Raw genomic sequence first — 16,972 nt, 5'->3', positions numbered from 1 at the left:
CTACCGACGAGCGACTAATGGCAAAAACCATGACCATGGAACGGGGGCCGCAGCGGCGCGCCTCCGCTGCGCCGACCGTCATCGCGCACGGAGCGAGCGGTATCGGTTTCGAAGGCGTGTCGGTGGCTTACGGCAGCCAGACCATTCTGGAGTCTCTGACGCTGACCGTGAAGCCCGGCGAGATCGTCGCGCTGATCGGCCCGTCCGGCTCCGGCAAGACGACCGCATTGCGCGCCGTCGCCGGCTTCGTGCAGCCGAGCGCCGGGCGTATCACCATCGGCGATCGCGACGTGACCCGGCTGCCGCCGTACGCACGCAACATCGGCATGGTGGTGCAGAACTACGCGCTGTTTCCGCATATGCGCGTCGAGGACAACGTCGCCTTCGGGCTGCGTGCCCGTGGCGCGGATGCCGAGGTGATTCGCGAACGGGTGCCCGAGTGCCTCGGGCTCGTCGGTATGGCGAAGTATGCGAAGCGCTATCCGCGCGAGCTGTCGGGCGGCCAGCAGCAGCGCGTGGCGATCGCCCGCGCGCTCGCGATCCGTCCGAAGGTGCTGCTGCTCGACGAGCCGCTGTCGGCGCTCGACGCGCAGATCCGCCGCTCGATGCTCGACGAACTCGCGAAGCTGCACCGCACGCTGCCGTCGCTCACGGTGCTATATGTGACGCACGACCAGACCGAAGCGCTGACACTCGCGAACCACATCGGCATCATGCGCGACGGCCACCTGGTCGCTTACGGCGACGCGCAAGGGCTCTATCGTCATCCGCCGAACCGCTTCGCCGCCGAGTTCCTCGGCCGCGCGAACGTCCTGCCGACGCAGCAGCTCGAACCGATGGCCGACGGGCGCGCCCGCGTGCGCTTTCATGGCCAGTTGCTCGAAGGCTGCAACCATCACGGGCTCGCGGCCGGCTCCGCCTGCTTCGTGTGCGTGCGGCCGCATCATCTGCAGTCCGTTGCGGGTGGCAGCACGCCAGGCGCCGATGGGCAACGCATGAACCAGATGACGGGGACCGTCGTCAGCGTGCAGTGGCTCGGCGAAATGCACAGCATCGTGCTCGACGTCGAAGGCGAGCTGCTGCGGCTCACCTGCGCGCCGCTCGCGGAGCCGCCGGAGCCAGGCGCGGCGCTCAGCGTACGTTTCGATCCCGCGGATGTCACGCTCGTACCGGAGGCTGAACGTCATGGCTGATATCGTCATCGCGCCGCCGGCCCGTGCGCGGGCGCCGGCCGCGGCGCTGGGCGGCCTGTGGATCGCGCCGCCGCTCGCGGTGCTCGCCGCGCTGTTCTTCTACCCGTTCGGGTTGATCGTCGTCCAGGCGTTGGGCGGCGACCAGCATGTGCTGTCGTTCGCGAACTTCGAGCACGTGCTGCGCTCGCGCCAGTTCCTGAGCGGGCTTTATCACACGATCGCGATCGCAGTATCGGCGTCGGCGGGATGCCTCGTGCTCGGCTTCGTGTTCTCGCTCGTGATCGCGTTCGTGCCATTTCCGGGCGCGCGTTTCGTGGGCCGGCTCATCGATACGTTCATCGCGCTGCCCACCTTCCTCGTCGCGCTCGCGTTCACCTTCGTGTACGGTTCGGCCGGACTGCTGAACCAGTCGCTGATGGAGATGTTCCATCTGCCGCTGCCGCCGCTCAACTTCCTGTACACGCAATGGGGTGTCGTGCTGTCGGAGATCACGGTCTATACGCCGTTCATCATGCGTCCGCTGCTCGCGTGCTTCTCGCAGATCGACAGTGCGCAGATCGAGATGGCGGGCAGCCTCGGCGCGCGGCCGCTGCGCATCATCCGGCAGATCATCCTGCCCGCCGCGTTGCCGGCGCTGCTGGCGGGCGGCAGCCTGTGTCTGCTGTTGACCGTCAACGAGTTCGGCATCGTGCTTTTCATCGGCGCGAAAGACGTGATCACGTTGCCGCTGCTGATCTACGACAAAGCGATCCAGGAATTCGACTACACCACCGCGTGTGTGATCGCCGTCGTCAATATCGCGCTATCGCTCGGGCTTTATGCCTGCTATCGGGCCGTCGTATCACTTTGCGGAGGTCGCCGTGCTGCTCTGGGCTAGATGGGGTAAATGGCTGACGTGGGGCGGCACGGCGTTGCTGTTCTGCGCGGTCTACGGGCTGCCGGTCGCGATGATCGCGCTCGCCAGCATCAGCGGACAGTGGAACGGCATCCTGCCGAGCCACCTGACACTCGAACACTACGCGCGGGTGCTGCATACCGATTCGGCGAGCCAACTGCGAGTGAGCGTACTGACCGGCGTGGTTGCGAGCGTCACGGCGCTCGTCAGCGGCACGTGGGCCGCGCTCGCGCTGCGCCGCATCAAAGGCCTGCCGCGCCGCGTGCTCGACGTGATCTTCTTCGTGCCGAGCGCGGTGCCGTCGGTTTCGATCGGGCTCGGGTTGCTGGTCGCGTTCAGCCGGCCGCCGGTGTTGCTCAACGGCACGGCGGCGATCGTCTTCATCGCGCACTTCCTGCTGATCTCGGCGTTCACCTACGGCAACGTGGCGGCCGGGCTTGCGCGGGTCGCGCCCGAATACGGCGAGGTGGCCCAGAGTCTCGGCGCCCGGCCGCTCTACCAGCTCTCGCGCGTGACGCTGCCGCTCGTCGCGCCGTACCTGCTCGCATCGTTCAGCCTGAGCTTCGCGCTGTCGATGGGCGAGCTCGGTGCGACGCTGATGATCTATCCGCCGGGCTGGGTCACGCTGCCGGTGGGCATCTTCGCGCTGTCGGACCGTGGTGCGATCTTCGACGCCGCGACGCTCACGATGATCCTCGGCATCGGCACGCTCGCGGTGTTGATGGGGCTCTCGCGCATCTCGAACCGTGCAATGGTGCGTGGATGACGGTGTCCCTCATCCTCAGCGAAAGAGCCGCGAGCTGACGCTCACCTTCACAGCTGCGCAGATGCCGGAGGCGCCTCGCATACTCGGGGAGGCAATCGCGGCGGGCGCTGAGCGGGCCTGAAAGATGCGCACGACAAAAACATAAACGGAGGTGCCGGATGATAATGATCGTGCTTCATCTCGCGGGTGGCGTCGCGCTGCTGACGTGGGGCCTTCATATGGTCGAGTCCGGCCTGATGCGCGCGTTCGGCGCGTCGCTCAAGCGCTTCATGGCGAAGAGTCTCGGCAACCGGCTGAACGCGTTCTGCGCCGGGCTCGCGATCACCGGCGCGCTGCAGAGCAGCACGGCGACCGGCATGATCGCGTCGTCGTTCGCGGCACGCGGTTTGATGCGGCCTGTTACCGGACTCGCGATCATGCTGGGCGCCAACGTCGGCTCGACGCTGATCGTGCAGGCGTTCTCGCTCGATCTGAGCTGGATCTCGCCGGTGTGTCTGCTGGTTGGCATGACGCTCTTCGAGAAGGGCAAAGGCTCGCGCAATCGTGATCTCGGCCGCGCGTCGATCGGGCTCGGCCTGATGTTGCTTGCGCTCACGCTACTCGTCTCGACCGTGCAGCCCGCCGAGACTGCCCCCGCCCTGCGCACGGTACTCGGCGCGCTGACAGGCGAGCCGGTGCTGAATGCGGCGCTCGCGTGCGTGCTCACTTGGGCCGCGCATTCGAGCATTCCGGTCGTACTGTTCGTGATGTCGCTCGCCAACCTGCATACCGTGCCGATGGACACAGCGATCGCGATGGTGCTCGGCGCGAACATCGGCAGCGCGCTCAACCCGTACTTCGAGGCAGCGAAAGGCGCCGACCGCAGCCGCCGGCGCCTGCCGGCCGGCAACCTCGTGCTGCGCGGCGGCGTGTGTCTGCTGATGCTCGCCGCGTGCGCGCCACTCGCAACGTTGCTCCAGCAGGTCTACGGCAGCCCCGCCCGTGCGATCGCCGACTTCCACACGGGCGTGAACGTGGCGATCGCCGTGGTCTTCATCGGGCTGCTCGCCCCTGTCGCGCGCCTTCTCGAACGGCTGCTGCCGGCGCCGGGCGCCGCCGAGAACGGCGACGCGCCGCGCTACCTCGACGAAGCCGCGCTGCGGGTGCCCTCGCAGGCGCTCGCATGCGCGACCCGCGAATTGATCCGGATGGGCGATATCGTCGAAGCGATGCTGTGCGCGAGCGTTCCGGTGCTGATCGCAAACGACCGGCGCGCGGTGCACGAGATCGTGGCCCGCGACGATGCGGTGGATATGCTGCACGATGCGATCAAAAGCTACGTGACCGAGGTGACGCGCGAGTCGCTCGACGACGAAGACCGGCGCTGGGCCTCGGCGATCATGACCTCCGTGATCAACCTCGAACATATCGGCGATATCGTGGACAAGAATCTGATGGAGCTGGCGCAGAAAAAGATCAAGGCACAGGTGAGCTTTTCCGCGGAAGGCGCCGAGGACTTGCGCGCGCTGCACCAGTTGGTGATCGACAGTTTTCACCGGGCTCAGGCGCTGCTCGTGTCGGGAAGAACGCAGACCGCGGAGCAACTGCTCGAGGACAAACAGGCGCTGCGGCGCCTTGAACGCGCCGCGCGGGATGCTCATCTCGACCGCCTGCGCGAGGGCAAGCCCGACAGCATCGCGTCGAGCTCATTGCATCTCGACGTGCTGCGCGATCTCGTGCGGATTCAGTCGCACATCTGCGCGCTCGCTTATCCGCTGCTCGAGCGCGAGGCAGCTAACGATGGCGATGCGCAGGTCGCATGAGGCGAGACACGGCGCTTGCGCTACGAAGCTTCATCGAGCGACGACGACATTCGCCGCGTCTCGAGCATACTGCGTCGGCGGCAGTCCGACATGACGCGTGAACGCGACGCTGAATGCGCTTGCCGAGCTGTAGCCGACACGTTCCGCGACCGCCGCGATGCTGACTTCGTTCGAGCGCAGCAGATTCTTGGCGATAGCCATGCGCCACGACAACAGATACTCCATCGGTGCGACGCCGACCGCGCGGCTGAATCGATCGAAGAAAGCGGACCGTGAAAGCGCGGCGGCTTTTGCGAGTTGCGCGATCGTCCAGGGCTGGTGCGGGCTTTCGTGCATATGACGGATCGCGAGCGCGAGACGGGGGTCGGCGAGGCCGCGGACGAGTCCGGGCGATGCCCCGGTTCCCGTGGCTCGCAACGCTTCGATGAACAGCACCTCGAGCAGTCGCGCCAGCACGACCTCGCGCGCGGGCCGCTGCGCGCGCGATTCTTCCCTCACGAGCTTGACGAGTGTCGCGAGTCTGTGTTCACCGCGCACGTGCACGAGCTTGGGCAACAGCGAGACAAGCAAGGCCGCATCCGGCGAACCGAACGCGCAGAGGCCCGCAAGCCATTGGGCTTCTGGCGCGACCGATGCATCGCCGAAACGAAAACTGCCGTCGGGCAGCGCCGCGGGCGCGCTATTGGAGACGCCGTCATCGTCGGGCGGATCGCTGCTCGTCATCGTGAAACTGAACACCTCGGGCACGAGCACGAAGTCATCGGCCTGAAGAATCAGCGGCTCGCAACCATTGACGGATAGACGCAGCGATCCTTCGAGCACCACGCAGTAGAACGGCTGGCCGACTTGCGTGCGGCTCGCGCGCCAGCGCCCGGCGCCGCTGAGCACTTTCGAGAACGTGGGTGTCGGCTTGAGCAGTGTGACGATTTCGGCGAGCGGGTCGATCATGATCGGACGATTTCGAATGAAACCTGGACGCTCGATTGTAGCGAGTCCTCGCTGTCAGGACTTATTGTGTCGGGACTGTCACCAACCACAGGATTCGACATGAAGACCGTCTTGATTACCGGTTGCTCGTCCGGCTTTGGCCTCGAAATCGCGCGTTATTTTCTGGATCGCGACTGGCGCGTGATCGCGACGATGCGCACGCCACGTGAAGACGTGTTGCCGCGCTCCGATCGTCTTTCGATTCTCGCCCTCGATGTGAAGGACCCGCAAAGCATTCGCGCGGTCATCGATGCGGCCGGACGGATCGACGTGCTCGTCAACAATGCGGGTATCGGCTTTCTGAATGCGCTCGAAGGAACGCCGATGGACACCGTGCGCGATATCTTCGAGACCAATACGCTCGGCACCATCGCGATGGCGCAGGCCGTGTTGCCGCAGTTGCGCGAGCGCCGCGAAGGGGTGATCGTCAATGTGACGTCGACCGTCACGTGCAGACCGCTGCATCTGCTGTCGGTCTATACCGCGAGCAAGTCCGCGGTCAACGCGTTCAGCGAATCGCTCGCACTCGAACTGGAGCAGTTCAATGTGCGCGTGCGTGTCGTGCTGCCGGGACGCGCGCCTTCCACCCGCTTCGGCGACAACGCACGGGCACGCATGAAAGACGGATTTCCCGAGCCGTACGACGCGCTCGCTCAGCAGGTTTTCGCAAGGTGGGAGAAAGAAACGGCCGTCACGCATGCATCGGATGTCGCCGAAGCGGTTTGGCTCGCCGCGACCGATTCATCGAGCCCGTTCAACATCCCCGCCGGCGAGGACGCTGTCGAGTGGTACCACGCGCGCGTCAGATAGCACACGCCGGACTAACATCGCCGCGGCTTTTTCGACCGTCACACCTGGCCGATGCCACCGTCATTCATTAAATCGGCACCCGTCATATAGGAACTCTGTTCTGAGGCGAGAAAGAGCGCCGCGCTGGCCATCTCCTCGGCGCGGGCGAGTCGGCCGATCGGGACCATGCTCTTGTACATGCTCACCAGATCCTCGCGTGTCGCCGACTGGGAATCGAGTATCGGGGTGTCGGTGACACCAGGGCTCAGCATGTTGACGCGAATGCCGCGATCCTTGAATTCGGCAGCCCACGTGCGGGCATAGGAACGCAACGCGGCCTTCGTCGCCGCGTAGGCGGTGTGCCCTGGGATGCCCATCACGTGCATGGCCGACGAAACCAGAATGATCGACCCACCACCCGTCATCATGGGCAGCAGCTTTTTCACCAGAAAGACCGGGCCGCGCGCCATCAGGTTGAATGCCTTGTCGAAATGCTCAGGCGTGATGGTGTCGATCGAAGCCTGCTCGGTATAACCCGCGTTCGACACGATGATATCGACGACACCCTTTTCTTCCCTGACAACCGCAGCAACACGATCGAGGTCATCGAGATTCGCGCCGTCGGCCTGAATCGCGGTAACGTTGCGTCCGATAAGTTTGACGGCCTCGTCGAGCTGGCCTTGCCGACGGCCGAAGATAAAGACGTGAGCGCCTTCGGCGACGAACCGCTGGGCGATCGCCAAGCCGATACCGGTCGTTCCGCCGCTAATGACGGCGATCTTGCCTGCGAGAGTATTCATTGAAACTTCCGTCCGATGTTGAATGGAAGTCCCATCGTAATTGCGGCCCCCACGAATGATAATCGGCGGATTTATCATAAGATCCATTCACCGAAAGAATAGGTCCCACGAGAGGAATGCAATGGATCGGTTTCACGAATTGAACGCCTTCTTCGCCGTTGTCGAAGCCGGCGGCTTTTCCGCCGCGGCGCGCAGAACCGGCGAGTCACAGTCCTCTATCAGCAAGTCGATCGGCGCGCTGGAAAAGCGCCTCGGGGTACTGCTATTCAACCGCAGCACACGCAGCGTGACCTTGACCGATCAAGGGCAGAAATACTACGAGCGGACCAAGCCGTTGCTCGACGAGATCGAGGTGGCCGACAGCGAACTGACCAGCAGCACGCTGGATGTCTCGGGCCTTGTGCGGATCGCCTGCGCTTCTACGTTCGGCCGCCTGCACGTTCTTCCGCTGATTCCCGAGCTGCTGTCGCGCCATCCCGGTCTTCGGGTCGATCTTGTGTTGTCGGATTTCGTGCGCGATATGGTGGAGGATCGAATCGATCTCGCGATTCGAGTGGGCTCCGTCAACGATCCGGATTCGGTTGTGAAGCGAATTGCCAGCACGCCGCTGGTCTGTGTCGGATCGCGTCGCTATTTCGAGCAACACGGAGTACCGAGGGAACCTGCGGAACTCGCCAATCACAATTGCCTGCTCTACGGTGGTCTGCTGGAATCGGCGAACTGGCCTTTTCATGGGCCACGAGGCCGGTTCAGCGTGCCGGTGCGAGGCAACCTGTCGTCGAATAGCGTCGAGACGATCCGATCGGCCGTGCTCGGGGGCGTGGGAATCGGCCTCTTCGCGAAGCTCTCGCTTGCCGACGAACTCAAGCATCCGGACATCGTGACCGTGCTCGACGATTTCATTCGGGACGCCCGTGATGTGAGCATCATCTGGCCGCGGCGGCGTTTCGTGCCTGCGCGCGTGCGCCGGGTCACTGATTTTTTCGCGGCTGCGCTGCCGCAGCGCTTGTAGGAACGCTCCGGAACGCACTTCAAACGCAGTACGTCACGCGATGTTCGCTAGCGGCGCGCGTCGCGTGCTTGCGTCGCTCGACATCGACTCGCGTACATGGCGCGCGAATTCCTGCGCCGCTGGCTGAACCGTCGCGGGCAAGCGCAGACATATCGCGAATGGAGGCAGTGCAGGCAAGCCGCTTACGCGAGGCGTGAGCGTCTCCAGATCGGCCGGCACCGTGGAGGCGAGCCAACTCGTGACCGCGAGGCCCGCGCGCACCGTTGCGGCGGTCGCCTCGATGTTTCCGCTCTCGAACACCGTTCGCCACGCGATGCCCTCGTCCGCGAGCGCACCGAGCACCACCGAACGGAAAGCACAACGCTCGTCCACCATCGACAGCGGCAACGGCCGCTTCTGCCACACCTCACTGCCGCGCCCCTTGACCCACACCAACGGCTCGATGCAGACCACTTCACCTTCGGCTTCGCTCGCGACATATTCGACCAAGGACACGTCCACGCGACCGCTATTCACCGCCTCGCTCAGTTCTGGCGACGCCGCGCACATCAAGGTTATTTCGACGTGCGGATGCGCGTCGGCGAATGCCTTCATCGCGGGCGCAAGCCGCGTCACGAGATCGGGAGGCACGCCCACACGCAAGGCGCCGCGCAACGGCTGCGCGGTCATGTCGGCCCAGATTTCATCGTTCAACTGAAGCAGCTTGCGCGCCTTCACGAGAAACTGCTCGCCCTGGCGCGACAGTTCCAGCCGGCGCGTCTTGCGAACGAACAGAAGGCAATCCAGCACATCTTCGAGGCGCTTTATCTGCTGGCTCACCGCGCCTTGCGTCATGTGCAGCAAATTCGCAGCGACCGTCATGCTGCCGCTATCGGCGACGGCAACGAAGGTGCGGATCAGATCGAGGTGGAGATTTCGGCTCATCTATGCATTATGTCGCGTAATGTACCGCATCAATATTATTAGCTTTTACGATGCTTTGACGATCCGTACAGTGCAAATTCCTTGATTTCGAATCTGCACCGATGACCTCGATACTCCCGCTTCTGCTCTTCGTCGCCGTCGCGACCGCGACGCCCGGTGGCGCGACCACGCTCGCCACCGCCTCGGGCGCACGTTTCGGTTTCGTACGCTCGATACCGCTGATGCTCGGCATTGCTCTGGGCCTTGCGTTGCTCGCTGCGCTCGCCGCGCTCGGGCTGGGCGGTCTGCTTCTGGCGCTGCCGTCGCTGCAAACGGCGGTGAAAGCGCTCGGCTCCGCCTATCTGCTATGGCTCGCCTGGCGCATAGCGCGCAGCGGGCCGCCCAACGCGGGCAACGGCCCGGCGCGTCCGGTTACGCTCGTCAACGGTTTCCTGCTGCTCTGGCTCAATCCGAAAGGGTGGGCGATGACAGTCGGCGCGGCGGCGTCGTTCGCGCTGCTCGCAAACAACCCGAACCGCCTCGCGATGCTGCTCGGGGGAGCGTTCGGGGTGGCTGCCTGCGCGTCGCTCGCGCTATGGTGCGCGCTCGGCGTGCTACTCGCGCGGCTCTTTCGGACGCCACGCCACTGGCGCCTTCTCAATCTCGCGATGGGCGTGCTGCTCGCCGCATCCGTCATTCCGACCTGGCGATAAGCCTGACGCCGCGTTCGTCGATGTGTCGGAAGTTTGGTCGCCGCCCTGGTCGCCGCCCCGTTATCGACGAAGCCGATTCAAACGAACACCTTTCGCAGCCGACCAGGCTGAGAGCGAAGATACTGGTTCGGCGCCTTGACTTGAGTCCCAAAGTGACCGGCAGCGTGCCAAGGCCAGCGAGGGTCAAAGAGCACGGCCCGAGCAAGCGCGATCAGATCGGCGTCTCCGGTGCTGAGAATGGATTCGGCTTGTTCGAACTCGGTGATCATGCCGACGGCGATGACAGGGAGCGTCGTCGCCTGCTTCACTGCCCGCGCGAAGGGAACCTGATAGCCAGGCCCGATCGGAATTTGCGCGGCTGGGTTCGAACCGCCACTTGAGACATTGATTGCGGCGCAGCCTCTAGCCTCCAGCGCGTGGACAAAAGCGATCGCGTCCTGCACGGACCACCCGCCGTCCACCCAGTCGGTAGCGGATACTCGCATCGTCACGGGGCGATCATGCGAAAACGCTTCTCGCACGGCTTCGAAAACTTCAAGTGGAAAGCGCATCCGGTTTTCCAATGAACCGCCGTATTCGTCGTCCCTGTGATTTGACAGAGGCGACAGGAATTGATGGAGCAGGTAGCCGTGCCCACCAAGAATCTGAATGAAATTCAACCCGAGCCGGGAGGCGCGCTGCGCTGCGGCCGAGAACGCGTCCCGAATGGCGGCCAGGCCATCGCGGTCCAAGGCGGTGGGTGGTGTCTCTCCGGCGGCAAAAGCGACCGGAGACGGGCCGTAGGTGTGCCAACCATTCGCGTGATCATAGGGAATCTGTGCGCCGCCGTCCCATAGTTTCTGTCGAGACCCCTTGCGGCCAGCATGGTTGAGCTGGATTCCAATCGGCGTGTCAGACCATCGCCGAATGCCGCCCAGCACTCGTGCCATGGAGGCTTCGCACTCGTCCGAATAGAGCCCGACGTCACCATAGCTGGTGCGTCCGTCGGGGGTGACCGCCGTCCCCTCGATCGTGAGTGCCGCCGCACCTGAAAGCGCCAGGTGGCCGAGGTGAATCAGGTGCCAATCGTTCATCTGGCCGTGTTCGGCGGAGTACTGGGCCATCGGGGCGATCACGATCCGGTTGGCCAATTTCAGGTTGCCGACTTGTATCGGCGTGAATAGCGTTGGCTGATTCATATCGACTCCTTGACTCAACGCCACCGCAAACCAGGCTGACTCCGCGAATCTCGATGACCTCGACTATTGACGGCGATTTTGCCTGCGAGAGAGAGGCATGGAGATCTTCTGTCTGGTGATGGATGAAAGCCAGATCGTAGTTGCAAGATCGGGGAGTGATAATGCGCAGATTCTTCATAAGGCCAATTCCTGACCAGAATAGCCGTGAGCTCCGGCTCAATCGGTGAGTTGGCCGTTTCATGACCTGAAGCGTGTCAGTTGTAGCCAAGAACAGCGGCAGACGACACGTCCGGCCTCTCAGGCACATTCGAGGCGATCGTCGATACCGTCGATGCAAGAAACGATCGGTACACGGAGCGCGATCGATTTTCAGAACCATCCTTGCCGTTTCGAGCGCGCGTGGCGCCACTGCTCGAGTCGACGCTGAAAGGCGATTGGTCGAAGCTGTTCATGGTCTCTCTCCGTCTTGCTGGTGTTTGGAATCGGTTGATTTATTTGTCACGGCCAGACCCTTCGGCCATTTACAACGAACTGTTGCTCAGTGCAGTTTGACGTGCGGCGCCGTGCTTCGACGGAGCCGATGCGCGAGGGTATTGACGATCATGCGTGCATAGCCATGCAGCGCCGCAACGTGCATCCGATACAGCGACAGGTACATGAAGCGGGCAAGCAGTCCGTCCACGAGCATGCTGCCGCCGATAAGGCCTCCCATCAGACTCCCCACCGCATTTGCATGCCCGAGCGACACTAGCGAGCCGAGATCGCGATAGGCAAACTCCGGAAGCTTTTGTCCCTCGATGCGTCGCCCGAGTGCCTTGACTAAAAACGATGCCTGCTGATGAGCCGCCTGGGCGCGCGGTGGCACATTGCGCTCGAAGCCCAACCATGGACACGCCGCGCAATCGCCGAATGCAAAAATATGGTCGTCCAGCTCGGTTTGAAGCGTGCGACGCACACTGAGTTGCCCCAGATGATTGACTGTCAGACCATCGAGAGTTGAAAGCACCGTGGGCGCCTTGATGCCGGCGGCCCACACAGTGAGATCCGCACGTATCGTCTTGCCGTTCTTCGTGCGGATAAATCCGGGCGTGACCTCCGCGACCCGCTCGTCGACCATCAACTTGACATTGAGTTTGCCCAGCAATCTTGCAGCCGCGGTGGACACGCGTTCTTTCAACGCTGGCAGAATCCGCGGCCCTGCTTCAATCAGCACGATCCCGACGTCGTGTGTGGGGTCGAGCCGATGCAAGCCGTACGATGACAGTACCTTCGCGGTATTGCGCAATTCCGCGGACAATTCCACGCCCGTAGCGCCACCACCAACGATCGCGACCTGAACACGAGGCGCGCGTTCGCCAGGCACTCCGCCAACATCCCGCTCACCTGCGTTTTGTGTTTGTTCGGCGCGAATGCAAGCTGCAATCAGGCGCTTTCTGAAGCGTTCCGCTTGAGCGACGTTGTCAAGCGCGAGCGAGTTCTCGGCCGCGCCCGGCACGCCGAAGTAGTGCGTTGTGCTACCGATGGCCAGAATCAACGAGTCGTACTCGATTCGGCGCGGCGGAATCAGTTCGGTTCCGTCGTCGTCGAGCAGTGGCGAAAGCAGAACCTGTCTAGAGCCACGATCCAGTCCGACGAGTTCGCCCTGGATGAACTGGAAGCCGTGCCACTGTGCTTGCGCGGCATACGCCAGTTCCTGTGCGAATGGATCGAGACTTCCCGCTGCGACCTCGTGCAATAGGGGCTTCCAGATATGCGTCGGGTTGCGGTCGATCAACGTAATGGACGCACGTTGCGCCCTGCCTCTTCGTCGACCGCCATAACGATCGCCTAGCCTCGTTGCGAGTTCAATGCCGCCCGCCCCTCCTCCCACGATCACAAAACGATGCATGAAGATTCTCCCTGGTCGACGACGCGCGGTACGGTAATCCAACGCAACGGTTGAGAACCACTATCGCAGATGCCCGATGGCAGGAAAATCTCATAGTTCTGATGGCTGCCTTCAGCTTTTCTGATTGACGGATCGCGCCGTCTGAAAACCGCTTGAGATCGTCTGCTGGGAGATAAGGATCGTTGTCAACGCAGACCCATGGGACAACTTCGGTCAGCGCCAATGGGATGCGGTCGCGGCGGCCATCGAGTTATCCATTGCTCGAACACGAGGACGCCATCATCGCCGGCGCGATCGGCATTGATCGCTAGCGCATGGTCAGGAGCGCGGGATTGATACGGTCGGCAGGCGTGCAGCGCTCGCGCAGTTGATTCCGTCTTTATGCTGCAATGCGCTTAAAGCTGGCGTAGTAATCGTCGGTGTAATAGCACTCGCCGATCTGCTTGCGCGGCCCGCCACAGACTATCCGGCGTTGCCCGCGATCCGTCGCGCCAGGTGTGCGAACCGTATAGGTGTGGTAGTAGCCGCGCGGATGTTTCGGCAGCAAGCCCGCGGTGTTACGAAACAGGACGCCGTCGTCGCTAAACGGGAAGGGGCCGCCTGCTTTGATCAGGCGCAGCGTTTCGGCAGCCTCCGCCGGCAACTGCGCCTTGGTGACAGTGACCAGCGCCACCGTGCCTTGCGCGCCCGAGGCCGCGGCCGCTTCGCTCGCGCTTTGTGCAGGTTGAACCGGCGCCGAGCTCGCAGATGCGCCCGATGCCTCAGTGGCGTTTTGCGGTCCCTGCTTGCCGCATCCGCCGAAGATCACGCTCAACGCGACGATGCAGGAGAAAGCTGACGCTCTCTTCACGAAACGGTTCTCCCTTCGTTGACCAGCGTCCGACGACCAGGATAGATGTAAAGGTATCGCTAATGACGGGGCGAATCAACGTTCGATCGGAAATTGGCACTTTTCCATGACAACCAGGCCGATCGGTTCCACCGCACCTGACGATGCTGTTAGTGAGGCTTCGTCTGAGGAGCGTCATCGGGCGGCCAGATGGCTCCGCTGGCGCGAACATTCGTCGCGTGTGGCGAAAAGGTCCTGCGTGTATAAGATGAATCACCATCTAGTCGCCGGTTGGAGCAGTCATGAAGCGGACCGTCAGGATCGCATCAGGTCAAGTCGACACACCACCCCGCATCGCTCTGTGGGCGCTCGGATTCAGGCCTTTCTACCTGGCCGGCGCTCTGTTCGGCTGTATTGCGATGCTGCTCTGGCTCGGCGCGCTGGCAGGTTGGCCACTGCTGGACTCCACGTCCTACATGCCGGGAACGCTGTGGCACGTTCACGAAATGATCTTTGGGTTTGGCGCGGCAATCGTCACCGGGTTTCTGCTGACAGCGGTTCGCGCGTGGACCAGCACGAATCCCGCGCTTGGCGCCAGCCTCGCGGCACTGGCTAGCGCCCGATCCTCCTGATCCTTCATATCGCCTACGCGGGAATTCCATTGGGCTTCGTGATGCTGGCACTCGCCGCCCTCGGCGTCGCCCCGCATTCGCTCGCGATTCATACCTTCACGGTGGGAGTCATTGGAACCGCGATCATCGCGATGATCACGCGGACCGCACGCGGACACACCGGACGCGAACTCGTGGCCGGTAAGGTCGAGGTCGCCTGCTACGGTCTGTTCATTCTGGCGACCTTGGTTCGGTTGTTGGGCCCCTGGCTCGCGCCGCAGTTCACGATGGCCTGGATATACGCATCCGGTCTATGCTGGGCGGCCGCGCTGGTTCTCTATTGCGTCCGATACGCAGCGGGGCTTGTCCTCGCCCGTGTCGATGGCAAGCCGGGTTGAAGAACCCGTCCTCCTCGAAGCGGCTAGCAAGCGAGATCCGTCGTAGCCGCTCCGAACGCCTTCACTTCGCCCCGACGCCCGCTCGCTCGCGGCGTTGCCATCGAACCGTCGAAACAGAGTCTCCTTCCCTGCCGGCAAGCATCGGCGCTGACGCTTCGGTGACTGAGTGCGGGCCCGCGCCGTCGATATAACCCATCCGCTTTTGTGGTCGGACGACCGGACGCGCGAACGATCGTTCGCACTGACTTCAAGAATGCGTGGGCGATAGTCGGCAGGCAAGATGTACAAAAACTACATTTCTGTCGTTGCAAGGATGTAGTTTTTCTACTAATATCGCCTCGTCGGTCGAACTTACGGCTGTTGCGATACCTAGCCGACACGGTGCGCCTATCGCAATCGAAGGACATCAGACGGCTTCTCTGCACCTTCAGTTGTTACCGGTACCATAAAGAGCAAGGTAAGCGTACGCGAAGCGCGTCTTATTGTGCAATCAGGTCTTTGTCGAATCCCCTTCGCGGTTTCATCTGATTAATTAGTCCTGCCAATGACGTCATCAGAAGCGGAGTGCTCGCGCTACCTGGTCAGCAGACGAATGCGTGCGGAACCCGCGAGGCAGACCGTGCCATTTGTCCGCGACAGAGACAGAGGACCGATTCATTTTCGCCGGACGACCTGACGCAATTCAGGTCGCGGCAATACGTTGTGTCAAAGCAATGGCGGGTTGTGCGAGACGGCCATTGGGTTATTCACGTTCCTCGCAGATATGACGATCACGGATGGAAAGAATGACGAAACGAATTGCTGTAGTGACTGGCGGTATGGGCGGTCTGGGAGAAGCGATCAGTACGAAACTGCACGATGCAGGTTATGCGGTGGTAGTCACGTACTCGCCGAACAACACCGGCGGAGCGGCATGGCTCGCGAACATGGAAGCTCAAGGCAGGAACTTTCGCGCGTATCCGGTTGATGTGGCCGACTACGATTCATGCCAGCACTGCGCAGCCAAAATTCAGTTTGAAGTCGGCCCCGTCGACATTCTGGTGAACAACGCCGGAATCACCGAGGACATGACGCTCCGGAAGATGAACAAGGTCAACTGGGACGCAGTCATCCGCACCAACCTGGACTCGGTGTTCAACATGACCAAGCCGCTGTGCGAAGAGATGGTCGCACGAGGCTGGGGGCGCATCGTCAATATCTCGTCCGTCAACGGCTCGAAAGGCTCGATCGGCCAAACCAACTACGCAGCTGCCAAGGCCGGCATGCACGGCTTCACGAAATCGCTGGCGCTGGAAGTAGCGCGTAAGGGCGTTACCGTCAACACGGTTTCGCCGGGATACCTGGCCACGAAGATGGTCACGGCGATCCCTCAGGAGATCCTCGATACGAAGATCCTGCCGCACGTTCCTGTGGGGCGTCTGGGCAAGCCCGAGGAAGTGGCGGCGCTCGTGCTTTACCTCTGCTCGGACGACGCCGGCTTCGTGACCGGCGCCAATGTTGCGATCAACGGCGGCCAGCACATGCAGTAACAGTCGCGCGACGCCCGCGCAAGCCGGTTCGTGCAGAGACACCGCACGAACCGGCCCGAACCGCTTACGCAACACACCTATGCTTTCCAGACAGGAACGCGTGATGAGTGAAACCTGGATGGGCCTGGTGATCGGAGGCACGGCCCTTGGTATCGCAATGTTCATGGTCGTTAGCCACTATCGACGCGAGCGAATGCGGGCACGAATGCTGCGGGAACTGAATCGTTACGACTCGTGGCATCAAACGCGCGCACGAAAGTGATTGCACGCCGTACATGGATACCACCAGCGCATATGTATTGCCTGAAAGAAGCAGGCTTACCTGACGCCTGACGTACAGACCGGATTCAGTCGGTCACCACATTGAGAGAAGTGGATGAAAACTACAAGCAGAAAACCTTCTGGAGACAGAGCGAGCCCCTATTCGCCCCAGACTGCCGAGGACGCGATTTCCCATCTCGAACGGGTCCTGTCGGCGGGTGCCGCGGAATCCCTGTTCACCGGCGTCTACTGGCGCGCGCGGGTTCAGCAACTGAGCGCTACGCGAGGGCTGACTCCGTTGCAGCGAGCAAGGCTCGTGAGACTACTCAAGTCTCTTCCATTGCCGGTACAGGGCGAAGATCGATCGTAGACCTGTACGATCATGCGCGCGAGAATCGCGATTCAATGATAGGTTTCC

General features: G+C 62.5%; 15 protein-coding genes and 1 pseudogene. 9 read left to right on the top strand and 7 right to left on the bottom strand.

All coding sequences use genetic code 11. From position 1 onward, the window contains the following. The first annotated feature begins 17 nt into the window (after nt 1-17). The 4 genes from AB3X96_RS32260 (at nt 18) to AB3X96_RS32245 (ending at nt 4,656) form a co-directional block, all read left to right on the top strand. Nucleotides 18-1,193, top strand: a complete 1,176-nt coding sequence (locus tag AB3X96_RS32260; RefSeq protein ID WP_368592832.1) for an ABC transporter ATP-binding protein — start codon at nt 18-20, stop codon at nt 1,191-1,193. Then, entirely contained in the window at nt 1,186-2,070 is an 885-nt protein-coding gene (locus AB3X96_RS32255; protein WP_176111837.1) for a 2-aminoethylphosphonate ABC transporter permease subunit, read from the top strand. The genes AB3X96_RS32260 and AB3X96_RS32255 overlap by 8 nt, the downstream gene beginning before the upstream one ends. Further along, nucleotides 2,054-2,854: an ABC transporter permease subunit gene (locus AB3X96_RS32250; RefSeq protein ID WP_368592831.1), complete on the top strand. Its 801-nt coding sequence runs from the start codon at nt 2,054-2,056 to the stop codon at nt 2,852-2,854. The genes AB3X96_RS32255 and AB3X96_RS32250 overlap by 17 nt, the downstream gene beginning before the upstream one ends. 158 nt (nt 2,855-3,012) lie before the next feature. After that, the gene (locus AB3X96_RS32245; RefSeq protein ID WP_368592830.1) at nt 3,013-4,656 is read left to right on the top strand and encodes a Na/Pi cotransporter family protein; all 1,644 of its coding nucleotides are present in this window, start codon (nt 3,013-3,015) and stop codon (nt 4,654-4,656) included. A gap of 30 nt (nt 4,657-4,686) precedes the next feature. On the opposite strand, the gene AB3X96_RS32240 is transcribed toward AB3X96_RS32245, so the two are convergent. Next, nucleotides 4,687-5,604, bottom strand: a complete 918-nt coding sequence (locus AB3X96_RS32240; RefSeq protein WP_368592829.1) for an AraC family transcriptional regulator — start codon at nt 5,602-5,604, stop codon at nt 4,687-4,689. A gap of 99 nt (nt 5,605-5,703) precedes the next feature. On the opposite strand from AB3X96_RS32240, the gene AB3X96_RS32235 reads away from it, so the two are divergent. Next, entirely contained in the window at nt 5,704-6,453 is a 750-nt protein-coding gene (locus tag AB3X96_RS32235) for an SDR family oxidoreductase (protein WP_368592828.1), read from the top strand. A gap of 38 nt (nt 6,454-6,491) precedes the next feature. Here AB3X96_RS32235 and AB3X96_RS32230 read toward each other — a convergent pair whose 3' ends face one another. Continuing rightward, nucleotides 6,492-7,232 carry an SDR family NAD(P)-dependent oxidoreductase gene (locus AB3X96_RS32230; protein WP_368592827.1) on the bottom strand — a complete coding sequence of 247 codons (741 nt, stop codon included), beginning with the start codon at nt 7,230-7,232 and terminating at the stop codon, nt 6,492-6,494. A gap of 121 nt (nt 7,233-7,353) precedes the next feature. Here AB3X96_RS32230 and AB3X96_RS32225 point away from each other — a divergent pair, with 121 nt between their 5' ends. Next, nucleotides 7,354-8,244: a LysR family transcriptional regulator gene (locus AB3X96_RS32225; RefSeq protein ID WP_176123553.1), complete on the top strand. Its 891-nt coding sequence runs from the start codon at nt 7,354-7,356 to the stop codon at nt 8,242-8,244. A 33-nt stretch (nt 8,245-8,277) separates the two neighbouring features. Here AB3X96_RS32225 and AB3X96_RS32220 read toward each other — a convergent pair whose 3' ends face one another. Next, nucleotides 8,278-9,168: a LysR substrate-binding domain-containing protein gene (locus AB3X96_RS32220; RefSeq protein WP_368592826.1), complete on the bottom strand. Its 891-nt coding sequence runs from the start codon at nt 9,166-9,168 to the stop codon at nt 8,278-8,280. A gap of 101 nt (nt 9,169-9,269) precedes the next feature. Here AB3X96_RS32220 and AB3X96_RS32215 point away from each other — a divergent pair, with 101 nt between their 5' ends. Then, nucleotides 9,270-9,860, top strand: a complete 591-nt coding sequence (locus tag AB3X96_RS32215) for a LysE family translocator (RefSeq protein WP_176111831.1) — start codon at nt 9,270-9,272, stop codon at nt 9,858-9,860. A 77-nt stretch (nt 9,861-9,937) separates the two neighbouring features. On the opposite strand, the gene AB3X96_RS32210 is transcribed toward AB3X96_RS32215, so the two are convergent. From AB3X96_RS32210 to AB3X96_RS32195, 4 genes are all read right to left on the bottom strand, one after another. Continuing rightward, nucleotides 9,938-11,038: an NADH:flavin oxidoreductase/NADH oxidase gene (locus AB3X96_RS32210; RefSeq protein WP_368592825.1), complete on the bottom strand. Its 1,101-nt coding sequence runs from the start codon at nt 11,036-11,038 to the stop codon at nt 9,938-9,940. Between the two features lie 254 nt (nt 11,039-11,292). Further along, nucleotides 11,293-11,490: a hypothetical protein gene (locus AB3X96_RS32205; RefSeq protein ID WP_176111829.1), complete on the bottom strand. Its 198-nt coding sequence runs from the start codon at nt 11,488-11,490 to the stop codon at nt 11,293-11,295. 86 nt (nt 11,491-11,576) lie between these two features. Next, complete coding sequence (locus AB3X96_RS32200; RefSeq protein WP_368592824.1) at nt 11,577-12,926, bottom strand: NAD(P)/FAD-dependent oxidoreductase; 1,350 nt, start codon at nt 12,924-12,926, stop codon at nt 11,577-11,579. A 379-nt stretch (nt 12,927-13,305) separates the two neighbouring features. Further along, nucleotides 13,306-13,776: a ribonuclease gene (locus AB3X96_RS32195; protein WP_368592823.1), complete on the bottom strand. Its 471-nt coding sequence runs from the start codon at nt 13,774-13,776 to the stop codon at nt 13,306-13,308. Nucleotides 13,777-14,057: 281 nt separating this feature from the next. On the opposite strand from AB3X96_RS32195, the pseudogene AB3X96_RS32190 reads away from it, so the two are divergent. Both AB3X96_RS32190 and phbB read left to right on the top strand, forming a co-directional pair. Further along, nucleotides 14,058-14,764, top strand: a pseudogene (locus tag AB3X96_RS32190) (NnrS family protein). A 785-nt stretch (nt 14,765-15,549) separates the two neighbouring features. Continuing rightward, nucleotides 15,550-16,293 (top strand): acetoacetyl-CoA reductase, encoded by a 744-nt coding sequence (gene phbB / locus AB3X96_RS32185; RefSeq protein ID WP_368592822.1) that lies wholly within the window; start codon nt 15,550-15,552, stop codon nt 16,291-16,293. The last annotated feature ends 679 nt before the right edge of the window (nt 16,294-16,972 follow it).

This window comes from Paraburkholderia sp. BR13439, from assembly GCF_040948805.1.
Classification (GTDB): Bacteria; Pseudomonadota; Gammaproteobacteria; order Burkholderiales; family Burkholderiaceae; genus Paraburkholderia; species Paraburkholderia youngii.
Note: the sequence above shows the minus strand (reverse complement) of the source record. Positions and strands in the feature narration are given on the sequence as shown.

Excerpts from the sequence above, each read along its gene's own strand:
- AB3X96_RS32225 (WP_176123553.1), top strand. The coding sequence starts at position 7,354 with ATGGATCGGTTTCACGAATTGAACGCCTTCTTCGCCGTTGTCGAAGCC.
- AB3X96_RS32260 (WP_368592832.1), top strand. The coding sequence starts at position 18 with ATGGCAAAAACCATGACCATGGAACGGGGGCCGCAGCGGCGCGCCTCC.
- AB3X96_RS32255 (WP_176111837.1), top strand. The coding sequence starts at position 1,186 with ATGGCTGATATCGTCATCGCGCCGCCGGCCCGTGCGCGGGCGCCGGCC.
- AB3X96_RS32235 (WP_368592828.1), top strand. The coding sequence starts at position 5,704 with ATGAAGACCGTCTTGATTACCGGTTGCTCGTCCGGCTTTGGCCTCGAA.
- AB3X96_RS32200 (WP_368592824.1), bottom strand. The coding sequence starts at position 12,926 with ATGCATCGTTTTGTGATCGTGGGAGGAGGGGCGGGCGGCATTGAACTC.
- AB3X96_RS32215 (WP_176111831.1), top strand. The coding sequence starts at position 9,270 with ATGACCTCGATACTCCCGCTTCTGCTCTTCGTCGCCGTCGCGACCGCG.
- AB3X96_RS32240 (WP_368592829.1), bottom strand. The coding sequence starts at position 5,604 with ATGATCGACCCGCTCGCCGAAATCGTCACACTGCTCAAGCCGACACCC.
- AB3X96_RS32220 (WP_368592826.1), bottom strand. The coding sequence starts at position 9,168 with ATGAGCCGAAATCTCCACCTCGATCTGATCCGCACCTTCGTTGCCGTC.
- AB3X96_RS32205 (WP_176111829.1), bottom strand. The coding sequence starts at position 11,490 with ATGAACAGCTTCGACCAATCGCCTTTCAGCGTCGACTCGAGCAGTGGC.
- AB3X96_RS32210 (WP_368592825.1), bottom strand. The coding sequence starts at position 11,038 with ATGAATCAGCCAACGCTATTCACGCCGATACAAGTCGGCAACCTGAAA.
- AB3X96_RS32230 (WP_368592827.1), bottom strand. The coding sequence starts at position 7,232 with ATGAATACTCTCGCAGGCAAGATCGCCGTCATTAGCGGCGGAACGACC.
- phbB (WP_368592822.1), top strand. The coding sequence starts at position 15,550 with ATGACGAAACGAATTGCTGTAGTGACTGGCGGTATGGGCGGTCTGGGA.
- AB3X96_RS32245 (WP_368592830.1), top strand. The coding sequence starts at position 3,013 with ATGATAATGATCGTGCTTCATCTCGCGGGTGGCGTCGCGCTGCTGACG.